The organism is Sphaerisporangium sp. NPDC088356, from assembly GCF_040685555.1.
Classification (GTDB): Bacteria; Actinomycetota; Actinomycetes; order Streptosporangiales; family Streptosporangiaceae; genus Sphaerisporangium.
The window spans coordinates 1-10,420 of record NZ_JBFBIK010000175.1; the positions used below are offsets into that span (position 1 = coordinate 1).

Below are 10,420 nucleotides of genomic sequence, written 5' to 3' on the forward strand. Positions count from 1 at the left end.
CGGAGAAGTGGGGCTGGGCGCCCACCATGGTGCGCCTGCTGTTCGTTCTCTCCTGACGTGGAAGCATCCACGGGCCGCGACTTGATTCCGGCCTCATCGGTGTCGTCTGGTAGGACCTAAAGGTGACCGAAGCGAGCCCTCTCCACGACGCCGGAGCGCTGCCGCCCCTCCGCGCCACGAGCGGCCCCGCCACCTCCCACCACCCCGGCCGGCTGATCCCCGTCCAGGCCCCGGCTCTCGAGTTCCCGACTCCCGTCCAGGCCCCCACTCCGGCCTCCGGCGCCAGAGCCTGCGATACCAGAGCCTCCGATACCAGAGCCGCCCCCGCCCCCGCCTACGGCACCACGGCTTCCGCCCCTGCCAAGGGCGCCTCCGGTGCCGCCAAGGGGGCCCCTGACCCTGCCAAGGGCGTGTCCGGTGCCGCCAAGGGTGCGCCCGACCCCATTTACGGAATTCCGGCTACTGCCAAGGGCACGGTCGCTCCTGCCAAGGGTGCGTCCAGTGTCGCCAAGGGCGCGCTCGTGCCCGCCGAGGTCCTTCCCGTCGCGCGCGTGCTGGTCGACACCCCGCTGCCCCATCTCGACCGGCCCTTCGACTACCTCGTGCCGGAGGCCATGGCGGCCTCGGCGGTGCCGGGCTGCCGGGTACGGGTGCGCTTCGCCGGCAAGCTCGTCGACGGGTTCCTGCTGGAGCGGGCCGGGAGCAGCGAGCACGAGGGCAAGCTCGCGGGCCTTGAGCGGGTGGTGTCCCCCGAGCCGGTGCTCACGCCGCGCGTCGCGGCCCTCTGCCGCGCCGTGGCCGACCGCTACGCCGGCACCATGTCCGACGTCCTGCGCCTCGCCGTACCGCCCCGGCACGCCAGGGTGGAGGCCGAGGCCGCCAAGCGAGCGGCCTCGTCCCCCGCCGAGACCGGCGAGCCGGCACGGCCGGCCGCCCCGGCAGCCGAAGAAGGTACGCCCGGGAGGACCGCCGAGGAGGCCGAGCAGGCGCGGCCGGCCCCGGTGAGGCGCGAGGGCGAGGTCGGTGAGGAGGGCCTGGGGGGCCAGGAGGCGGTGGGCCGGGGGGGCGTGGTGCCGGAGGTCGGGGCGTGGGGCGGGTATGCCATGGGGGCGTCGTTCCTCACCGCTCTGGCCGAGGGCCGGGCCCCGCGCGCGGTGTGGAACGTTCTCCCCGGCACCGGGGGCGAAGGTCACCCCCCGGAAGGGCCCGAGTGGCCGGAGGGGATCGCCCTGGCGGTGCGAGCCACGCTGGGAGGCGGCAGGGGTGCCGTGGTCGTGATGCCCGACGGCAAGGACGTCGCGCTGCTCGACGCCGCGCTGCGCCGGGTCCTCGGGGAGGGCCGGCATGTGGCGCTGACCGCCGATCTCGGTCCCGCCGAGCGTTACCGCAGGTGGCTGGGGGTGCTGAGGGGGCAGGTGCGGGTGGCGGTCGGCACCAGGGCGGCGGCGTTCGCCCCCGTGCCCGACCTCGGTCTCGCGGTGATCTGGGACGACGGCGACGATCTGCACGCCGAACGGCTCGCGCCCTACCCCCACGCGCGCGAGGTCCTCGCCCTGCGGGCCCACCAGACCGGGGCCGCCATGCTGATCGCGGGCTACGCCCGTACGGCCGAGGCGACGCAGCTCATCGCGACGGGCTGGGCCAGGCCGATCGGGCCGTCGAGGGAGGAGCTCCGGCGGCACGCGCCCCGCGTGCGGCCGGCCGGCGACGACACCGATCTCGCCCGCGACGAGGCCGCGCGCGCGGCGCGCCTGCCGAGCGTGGCGTGGGGAGCGCTCAAGCAGGGCCTGGCGAGCGGCCCGGTCCTCGTCCAGGTGCCGCGCCGGGGGTACCTGCCAGCGCTCGCCTGCCAGAACTGCCGCGCCCCGGCGCGCTGCGCCCAGTCCCCGGGGTCTGCGGGATTCACGGGCGGGCCGGGGGAGGCCGGTGGGTCCGGGGGACCGTTGTGCGGGGGGCCGTTGGCGTTGCGGGGTGGGCATGCCGCGCCGTACTGCCGGTGGTGTGGGCGCATCGCCGGCACCTGGCGCTGCCAGGCGTGCGGGAGCAACCGGATGAGGGCCGTGGTGGTCGGCGCCCGGCGCACGGCCGAGGAGCTCGGGCGGGCCTTCCCGTCGGTTCCCGTCAAGACCTCAGGGCGCGACGGCGTCCTCGCCACGGTGGGCCAGAGCCCGGCCCTGGTCGTGGCCACGCCGGGTGCGGAGCCGGTCGCCGAGGGCGGTTACGCGGCGGCCGTACTCCTGGACGGCTGGGCCCTGCTGGGCCGTCCCGACCTGCGCGCGGCCGAGGAGACCCTGCGGCGCTGGATGAACGCGGCCGCGCTGCTGCGCCCGGCGGCCGAGCTGGTCGTGCTCGCCGACTCGGCCGTCCCGGCCGTGCAGGCGCTGCTGCGCTGGGACCCGGTCACCCACGCCGAGCGGGAGCTCGCCGAGCGGACCCTTCTAGGCTTCCCTCCCGCCGTCCGCGTGGCCACGCTGACCGGCTCCGCCGGCGGGGTCAGGGAGATGGCGGTCGGCCTCAGACTGCCCGAGGGCGCGCAGGTTCTCGGCCCCGTCCCCATCGACAGGCCGAGGCACGCGCCGGGCGAGCCGGAGGAAAGGATCGTGATCCGCGTGCCCCGTGGAGCGGGCGCCGCGCTGGCGCGGACGCTCAAGGGCGCGGAGGGCGTGAGGTCCGCGCGTAAGGCTCCCGACCTGGTCCGGGTGTGTATGGATCCGATCGATCTGATCTGACCCCAGGACGCCGATTCGCGGTGCTGAAAGTAAGCCGTTAGTTTCTCCCTGTGTCGATCGAATGGGTGAACGGGGCCATCGAGGAGATCCGGGCGTGGGGGCGCTCGAAGGATCTCGCGGTGGACATCGACGAGGTGCGGCTCCTGTGCGACTACGCCAGCGACTACCTGGACGTAAGCGAGCTCTCCGACTTCACGCCCGGCACGTTCGAGCACCTGCTGCTCGACATCTACCCGCGCAAGGTCATCGCCCCGCCCGAGAGCGCGGCGGAGACCGTGGCGGCGGCGCGCACGCTCGTCGACTTCCTGCTCGACAGCGGCGAGATCGGCGCCAAGATGGCCACCCGCATGCGGGCGAAGATCGACGAGATCGCGCCCGAGATGCCGGCGGCCCTGGCCGACACCTCCAAGTTCGGCATGGCCAAGAGCATCTTCGGCGCGATGGGCGCCGACGCCGACGCGCTCGGCGCCGGGCCGCCCGACGGCTCGGGCGACCAGGCCGCCGGGCTTTCGCCGCTGCACCTGCGGGGCGTCACGGCCGACGACGAGGGATGCGAGTGTCCCGGCTGCTCGCCGCTCCCGCCCGTAAGGCTGGCGCCGCCCGAGGAGGTCGCCCGGGCGGCCCGCGAGACCGGCCTGCTCCAGGACGCCCACCGCGTGGTGGCCTGGATGGTGGAGGGCGGCCACACGCCGACCGTCCGGGGCACCCTGCGGGTCAGGGACGCGGCGCGGATCACGCGTGATCTCGGCGTCGCCTCTCCCTCGCTGGCCTGGGAGCTCGCGGTCGCCATCGAGCTGGCGGAGGTCTCCCGCACGGAGGTGAGGGCGGCGCCGGGCTTCCGGCCCCCCGCCTCCCGCGACGACCACGAGGTGCTGGAGCTCTGGGCGGGCACGGTGGCGTTCCTGACCGGCGGCCCGGCGGCGGACGTCACCGGTTCCGTCCAGGTCGACCGCGAGCTTTACACGATCCACGAACTGCTCTACAGGCTGCAGGCGCCCATGGCCGTCCTCGCGGTCCGTGAGCACCTCGACGAGACCTGGGCCGACGACCGTCCGGGCGCTGACGACCCGGCGGAGCTCGAGGCCGCGCTCGACGTCCTCGGCCGCTGCGGCACCGTGGAGCGCCTCGGGGAGGTCGTCAGGCTGACCCCGCAGGGCCTGTGGGGGCTGCGCGAGATGTACTCCCGCATGGGCCTTGTCGCGCCCGTCGCCCCCGACCCCTCCGAGGGCGACGCCGAGGGCCTGGTGGCCGGCCTGCTGGCGGGCGTGTCGGCCGAGCAGGCCGAGCGCGACATCGACGGGTGGCTGGAGCGGCGCTCCCCGGCCGAGGCGGCGCGGCAGCTGTTCACCGCCGTGCGGGGGGCGACGGCGGTGGCGCGCGGGGTGGCGGTCACGATCGTCGACGGGCTCGGGCCCGAGGCGGCCCCGGCCGTACGGCCGTTCCTGGACGACCCGGAGCTGCGCCCGCACGCCGTCCACTGGCTGGCCTCCCACGGCCTGAGCGCGCCCGCGCTGACGCCCGAGGAGGTCCTGTGGGTCAGCGTCGACATGCTCGCCCTGGCCATGCCGGGCGCCGAGGACGACCCTGAGGAGTTCGCGGAGAACCTCGCCGCCGCGGGGCCCCCGGCCCATGTCATCGAGGAGATGTGGCGGGTCGAGCACCCCGACGTCGCCGAGGTGCTCGACCTCCTCGGCCGCCACCTGCCCGATCGGAACCTCGCCAAGGCCGCCCGCAAGGCGGCGTTCAAGGCGCGCTCGCGTGGCATTCACTGAGTGGTCTTGGTCAACGTCCGGAGTCCGTCATCGGCTGTGGCTGGTGTGGAGTAAGTTGCCTGAATGGCCAACAGCGGGAACGGCGGCATCTTCGATCTTGGAGAGCTGCGCAACCTCATCGACGAGCTGGGAAGCGTGTCCGGCGAGGAGCGTGAGGCGCTGCTCGCCGAGATGGCGGGCGGCGGCGAAGACTGCGACTGCGGCGAGTGCGAGAGCGAGGTGCTGAGCTTCCCGCCGGTCGAGATCGCGTCCTCGGCCGAGCTCGCCGAGAGGGTCCTGTCCGTGCCGCTCGTGAGAGACGCCCGGCTGCTCGCCGCGTGGACCGGCACCCGCGAGGTGACCGACGAGGGGCTGCTCCTCGCCGAGGACGCGGGCCACGCCGCCGCGGAGCTGGGTCTCGGCGCCGACCGGCTGCGCCTGGCCTGGATCGTCGCCGTCAACGCCGGCCTGCTCCGCATCGCCCGCACGAGCGTCTCGCCCGGGCCCGGGCTGCCTGCCGACCTGATGGAGTTCTGGGACGGCGTGGTCATGGACGTGCTCGACCGCACCGACGAGGGGCTGACCGGTTCGGCGGTGGCCGACGAGCACCTCACCGAGATGCTCGCCACGATCTACGCCACCAGCGACGGCATCACCTACGCCGCCCTGGTCGAGGGCATGCTCCAGGCCCACGAGATCGGTTGCGAGGCCCGTGCCCCCGAGATGCGGCGGCTGCGCGAGAAGCTTCCCGCCGAGCTGGACGTCGCCCTCGACCTCCTCCAGTACTGCGGGCTCTTCGAGCGAACGGCCGACAGCGTCCGCCTGACCCCGCTCGGCGTGTGGGCCGTGCGGCAAGATCTGCTGCGCGAGGGCCATGACGCGCCGCTGCTGTCAGAGATCGCGGGGTTCGCCGAGCTCAGCGCCACCGAGCTGGTCGACGCGATGCTGACGGGGGAGGCGCCGTCGAGCGCCCCGACGCTGTGGGTCGAGCGCCGCGTTCCCGAGGACGCCGCACGCGAGCTGATCAAGGTCGCGGCGTCCGGCACCGCGGGGCAGCGCGGCGTGATCGGCACGGTCCTGGAGGAGATGGGGCCGGAGGCCGAGCCCGCGATGCGCGAGGCGCTGGCCGAGCCCTCGATGTGGCGGCACGCGGCCGTCTGGCTCGGCGTGCGCGACCTGGACGCCCCCGCCCTGTCCGAGGACGACGGCACCTGGCTCGCGGTCGACACCCTGGCCACGCTGCTGCACATCCCCGACGCCCACGAGGCGATGAGCGAGTTCGAGGCGCTGGAGGGTGGAGATGAGCTGCTGCGCCTGGTGGAGGACATGAGCCGCAGCAGCCACCCCGACGCCATCGCGGTCCTCGAACTGCTGGGCGCCCACCACCCGGACGCCGCGGTGGCCAAGGCGTCACGCAAGGCCGCCATGAAGGCGCGGTCCCGCTGACCACGGGCGGGCCTGGCCGGGGGCGGGCGCGTCGGCGGCCACCGCAAACGCCGCGTTCCCGGCGAGCCATAAACTAGGGGAACCTTCAATTCGTGATGTGAACGGAGTCGTCCGTGGCAATTCAGTCGATCCGCCTGTTCGGCGATCCGGTGCTGCGCACCCCCGCGGAGCCGGTCAGGGATTTCGACAAGGAACTGCGCAAGCTCGTCAAGGACCTCACCGACACCATGATGGACGCGCCGGGGGCCGGGCTGGCCGCGCCGCAGATCGGCGTCGGCCTGCGTGTGTTCACCTACTACGTCGACGACACGCTCGGCCATCTGATCAACCCCACCCTCGATCTGTCGGAGGAGAAGGACGAGGAGGGCGAGGAGGGCTGCCTGTCCTTCCCCGGCCTCACGTTCCCGACGCCGCGCGCGATCCGCGCGGTCGCCAAGGGGCTCGACATGCACGGTGAGCCCGTCACGATCGAGGGCACCGACCTGCTGGCCCGGTGCGTGCAGCACGAGACCGACCACCTCGACGGCGTGCTGTTCATCGACCGCATGGACCTCAAGCAGCGCAAGCTGGCGATGAAGGCGATCCGCGAGGCCGAGTGGAGCGGCCTTTCGGCTCCCGCGGTCAAGTTCTCGCCGCACGCCACTCAAGGGAAGGCCCTCTAGCACCGTGCGCCTCGTCTTCGCCGGAACCCCGGAAACCGCCCTGCCGTCGCTCCGGGCGCTGCTCGCCTCGCCCCGGCACGAGGTGGTGGCCGTGGTGACCCGGCCGGACGCCCAGTCCGGGCGGGGCCGCAAGGTGCACTCCAGCCCCGTGGCCGAGCTGGCAGAGTCCGCCGGCGTCGAGGTGCTCAGGCCGGCCAAGGCGGGCGACCCGCGGTTCCTCGCCAGGCTCCAGGAGATCGATCCCGACTGCTGCCCGGTGGTGGCCTACGGCGCGCTGCTGCCGCAGTCGGCGCTCGACATCCCGCGCTTCGGCTGGATCAACCTGCACTTCTCGCTGCTGCCCGCGTGGCGGGGCGCCGCTCCCGTGCAGCATGCCGTGCTGCACGGCGACCCGATCACCGGGGCGGCGACGTTCCAGATCGTCAAGGAGCTCGACGCGGGGCCGGTCTACGGCGTCGTGACCGAGGAGATCAGGCCCACCGACACCAGCGGTGAGCTGCTGGCCCGCCTCGCCGAATCGGGCGCCGGGCTGCTGGAGGCGACGCTCGACGGCGTGCAGGACGGCACGCTGGACGCCCGCCCGCAGCTCGCCGACGGCATCAGCTACGCCCCCAAGATCGATGTGATGGACGCCCGGGTCGACTGGACGGCCCCGGCGATGCGCGTCGACCGGCTGGTCCGCGCCTGCACGCCCGCTCCGGGCGCCTGGGCGCAGTTCCGCGGCCAGCGGCTCAAGCTCGGCCCCGTGCGGCCGGTGGCCGACGCTTCGGCGCTGGTCCCGGGCGTGGGCGAGCTCGCGCCCGGTGAGATCGTGGTGGCCAAGAACACCGTCCTGGTGGGCACGGCGAGCCACCCGGTGCTGCTCGGCGAGGTCCAGCCGCAGGGCAAGCGCCAGATGACGGCCGGTGAGTGGGCGCGCGGCGTCCGCCTCGCCGCCGGCGACCGGCTCGACTGACCCGGGCCATGGGCGGACGCGACGCGGGTGAAGATCGGCCAGGCCGGTCAGACGTGACTACGGGGGAAATGTGACGCCGGGGGACAGACAGGCGGGCCGGTCGAAGAACGGGGGCCGTGCTCACGGGAAGCGGCCGAAGCCGGTGCGTGACGAGGCGCGCAACGTCGCCTACGACCTCCTGCGGGCCGTCGACGAGCGCGACGCCTACGCCAACCTGCTGATGCCGACCCTGCTGCGCGAGCGCGGCCTGGCCGGGCGGGACGCCGCGCTGGCGACCGAGCTGGCCTACGGCACCCTGCGCGGCCTCGGCACCTACGACGAGATCGTCGCGGCGTGCAGCGACCGGCCTCCCGAGGAGATCGACCCGCCGCTGCTGGACGCCATCCGCCTCGGCGTGCACCAGCTCCTGAAGACCCGGGTGCCCCCGCACGCCGCCGTCAGCGCCACCGTCGACCTCGTACGGCTGCGCATCGGCGTGGGCGCCTCCAAGTTCGCCAACGCGATCCTGCGCAAGGTCGCCACCAGGGACTTCGACCAGTGGCTGCCCATCGTGGCGCCCAGCCCCGAGGACGACCCGATCGGCCACCTCGCCGTCGCCCACAGCCATCCTCGGTGGATCACCTCGGCGCTCCGCGACGCCGTGGGCGGCGACGCCGGGGAGACCGCCGCGCTGCTCGCCGCCGACAACGACCGTCCCGGGGTGACCCTGGTCGCGTGGCCGGGGCGCAGCACCGTCGGCGAACTGGTCGACGCGGGCGCCGTCCCCGCGCGCTACTCGCCGTACGCCGCCTATCTGCCCGACGGCGACCCGGGTTCGATCGAGGCGGTCGCGCAGGGCCGCGCGGCCGTCCAGGACGAGGCCAGCCAGTTGGTCGCGCTGGCGCTGACGCGGGTGCCGGTCGAGGGGTCCGACCGCCTGTGGCTCGACATGTGCGCCGGCCCCGGTGGTAAGGCGGGCCTGCTCGACGCGCTCGCCATCCAGGACGGCCGCCACCTGCTGGCCTCCGACCAGCGGTTCCACCGCGCCAGGCTGGTCTGGAAGGCGACGAGGAGGGCCGGGGTCATCACGGCCGACGGCACCGAGCCCGCCTGGCGCCCGTCGGCGTTCGACCGGGTGCTGGTGGACGCGCCGTGCACGGGTCTCGGCGCCCTTCGCCGGCGTCCCGAGGCGCGCTGGCGGCGCTCGCCCGAGAGCGTGCCCGAGCTGGCCGCGCTCCAGCACCGCCTGCTCGGCTCGGCTCTGGACGCCGTACGACCGGGCGGGGTCGTGGCCTACGTGACCTGCTCGCCGCACCTGGCCGAGACCCGGGCCGTGGTCGGAGACGTGGTGAAGCGCCGGGGTGACGCGGAGGTCCTTGACGCCCTGGAGTTCCTGGAGGAGGTGGACCACCTCGGCGACGGGCCGTACGCCCAGTTCTGGCCGCACCGCCACGGCACCGATGCCATGTTCCTCGCCCTGCTGCGCAAGGGTCACTGACCGGCGGGGAGCTCGCCGCCAGGCGGTGGCGAGCAGCGATGACCGTATAAATGTGAAAAGGGGCGACATGTCATACCCGGACCCGACGTACTTCCCCGCCGAGGGCGAGGTCAGCGCGACGTACCGGCCCGCCGGGCACGAGGCCGAGCTGACGATGGGCCAGGGCGGCACGGTGGTCAGCTACCTGGCCACCGGCGCGACGACGAACGGCCAGTTCGGCTTGTACCGGTGGGACATGGGCCCGAGCCCAGCGGGCCGAGCGCCCACTTCCACCGCACGATGTCGGAGTCGTTCTACGTCCTGTCCGGGACGATCCGTCTCTACAACGGCGACACGTGGATCGATGCGACTCCGGGCGACTTCCTGCACGTGCCGGAGGGCGGTGTCCACGCGTTCCGCAACGAGTCGGGTGAGCCCGCGTCGATGCTGCTGCACTTCGCTCCAGGCGCGCCGCGCGAGGACTACTTCGAGGAGCTCGCGGAGATCGCCGCGACCGGCCGTCGGCTCAGCCCCGAAGAGTGGACCGAGCTCTACCTGCGCCACGACCAGTACATGGTCTGACCTGGGACGCCCGCCGCCGACGCCGGTGTGACGAGCTGGTCGGGCAAGGCGCCGTCGTCTTGGGGGCCGGCGAGGGCGTGGTCGGGAGCGCGGGGGTTCTAGACTGCGGCATCATGGCCGTACAGATCTCACCCAGCATCCTCACCGCCGACTTCGCCCGGCTGGCGGACGTGGCCGCCAAGGTCGCGGACGTGGCCGACTGGCTGCACGTCGACGTGATGGACAACCACTTCGTGCCCAACCTGACCATCGGGCTGCCGGTGGTCGAGTCGCTGCTCAAGGCGACCGACCTGCCGCTCGACTGCCACCTGATGATCGAGGACCCCGACCGCTGGGCCCCCGCCTACGCCGAGGCCGGGGCGGGCAGCGTCACGATCCACGCCGAGGCCGCCAAGGCCCCGGTGCGGACCCTGCGGCAGATCAGGTCCGCCGGCGCGAGGGCGGGGTTCGCCCTGAACCCGGGCACGGCGGTCCAGGACTACGAGGATCTGCTCGGCGAGATCGACATGCTCCTGGTGATGACCGTGGAGCCGGGGTTCGGCGGGCAGTCCTTTCTCGACATCATGCTGCCGAAGATCCGCAAGGCGCGCGAGCTGATCGGCAAGCACGGCGGCGAGATCTGGCTCCAGGTGGACGGCGGGGTCTCGGCCAAGACCATCGACCGGTGCGCCGAGGCCGGTGCCGACGTGTTCGTGGCGGGGAACGCGGTGTACGGCTCCGACGACCCGGCGCGGGCCGTACAGGACCTCCGAGCCCAGGCCGAGCGCGCCATCTAACGGGTGCGGGGGAGAGCCCATGGGCTCTCCCCCGCACTACGGCGATCCGCACAGCCTGGCCGG

At 73.8% G+C, this 10,420-nt stretch carries 8 protein-coding genes; all 8 read left to right on the plus strand.

The genetic code is table 11. From position 1 onward, the window contains the following. Positions 1–122: 122 nt before the first annotated feature. Positions 123–2,729, plus strand: coding sequence for a primosomal protein N' (locus tag AB0O34_RS34455; protein WP_363922777.1), 2,607 nt, complete (start codon positions 123–125; stop codon positions 2,727–2,729). Positions 2,730–2,779: 50 nt separating this feature from the next. Then, entirely contained in the window at positions 2,780–4,501 is a 1,722-nt protein-coding gene (locus AB0O34_RS34460; protein ID WP_363922779.1) for a hypothetical protein, read from the plus strand. 63 nt (positions 4,502–4,564) lie between these two features. Then, on the plus strand, positions 4,565–5,926 hold the full coding sequence (locus AB0O34_RS34465) for a hypothetical protein (RefSeq protein WP_363922781.1): 1,362 nt from the start codon (positions 4,565–4,567) through the stop codon (positions 5,924–5,926). A gap of 113 nt (positions 5,927–6,039) precedes the next feature. Continuing rightward, positions 6,040–6,588: a peptide deformylase gene (def, locus tag AB0O34_RS34470; protein WP_363922783.1), complete on the plus strand. Its 549-nt coding sequence runs from the start codon at positions 6,040–6,042 to the stop codon at positions 6,586–6,588. A gap of 4 nt (positions 6,589–6,592) precedes the next feature. Further along, positions 6,593–7,543 carry a methionyl-tRNA formyltransferase gene (gene fmt / locus AB0O34_RS34475; RefSeq protein ID WP_363922785.1) on the plus strand — a complete coding sequence of 317 codons (951 nt, stop codon included), beginning with the start codon at positions 6,593–6,595 and terminating at the stop codon, positions 7,541–7,543. A 142-nt stretch (positions 7,544–7,685) separates the two neighbouring features. Beyond that, complete coding sequence (locus AB0O34_RS34480; protein ID WP_363922787.1) at positions 7,686–9,020, plus strand: transcription antitermination factor NusB; 1,335 nt, start codon at positions 7,686–7,688, stop codon at positions 9,018–9,020. 228 nt (positions 9,021–9,248) lie between these two features. Further along, complete coding sequence (locus tag AB0O34_RS34485; RefSeq protein WP_363922789.1) at positions 9,249–9,581, plus strand: cupin domain-containing protein; 333 nt, start codon at positions 9,249–9,251, stop codon at positions 9,579–9,581. A 113-nt stretch (positions 9,582–9,694) separates the two neighbouring features. Next, on the plus strand, positions 9,695–10,357 hold the full coding sequence (gene rpe, locus AB0O34_RS34490) for a ribulose-phosphate 3-epimerase (RefSeq protein WP_363922791.1): 663 nt from the start codon (positions 9,695–9,697) through the stop codon (positions 10,355–10,357). The last annotated feature ends 63 nt before the right edge of the window (positions 10,358–10,420 follow it).

Bases quoted from the DNA above. Each gene is read 5' to 3' on its own strand.
- rpe (WP_363922791.1), top strand. From the start codon at position 9,695: ATGGCCGTACAGATCTCACCCAGCATCCTCACCGCCGACTTCGCCCGG.
- AB0O34_RS34465 (WP_363922781.1), top strand. From the start codon at position 4,565: ATGGCCAACAGCGGGAACGGCGGCATCTTCGATCTTGGAGAGCTGCGC.